The organism is Streptomyces nanhaiensis, from assembly GCF_046614825.1.
Lineage (GTDB): Bacteria > Actinomycetota > Actinomycetes > Streptomycetales > Streptomycetaceae > Streptomyces > Streptomyces radiopugnans.
Genome location: NZ_JBKJFM010000383.1, coordinates 1 through 627 on the forward strand (window position 1 = coordinate 1; position 627 = coordinate 627).

At 81.5% G+C, this 627-nt stretch carries 1 protein-coding gene; it reads right to left on the reverse strand.

Annotated features, from left to right (window positions below):
- Positions 1–627 (reverse strand): biotin/lipoyl-containing protein (locus tag ACLIYP_RS30710; RefSeq protein WP_412716339.1); only part of this gene is annotated, 627 nt, incomplete at both ends.

Genomic DNA, 627 nt, shown 5'->3' on the forward strand with positions numbered 1-627 from the left:
GGGGGTCACGTAGGCGCGCTGGCCGCCGGCCGGGGCGGACGGGGCCGGGGCCTGCGCCGGAGCGGGCGTGGGAGCCGCCTGCTGCGGGGCCTGGGCCTGCGCGGGGGCGGGCTGGGCCTGCGGCTGCGCGGGGGCGGCCTGGGGCTCGGGCTTCGGCTCGGGGGCCGGAGCCGGGGCGGGCGCCTCGGCCTGCGGCTCGGGCTGGGCCTGCGGCTCGGGCTGCGCCGGGGCGGGGGCCTGGGCCGGAGCGGCACCGGCGGCGCCGATCACGGCCAGCTTCGCGCCGACCTCCGCCGTCTCGTCCTCGCCCACCACGATCTCCAGCAGGGTGCCGGAGGCGGGCGCCGGGATCTCGGTGTCGACCTTGTCGGTCGACACCTCCAGCAGCGGCTCGTCGGCCTCGACCTCCTCGCCGACCGACTTCAGCCAGCGGGTGACGGTGCCCTCGGTGACGGACTCGCCGAGCGCCGGCAGCACCACGTCGGTGCCTTCCGCCGCGCCACCCGACGGAGCCGCCTGCTGCGGGGCCTGGGCCTGCGGCTGCGCGGGGGCGGCCTGGGGCTCGGGCTTCGGCTCGGGGGCCGGAGCCGGGGCGGGCGCCTCGGCCTGCGGCTCGGGCTGGGCCTG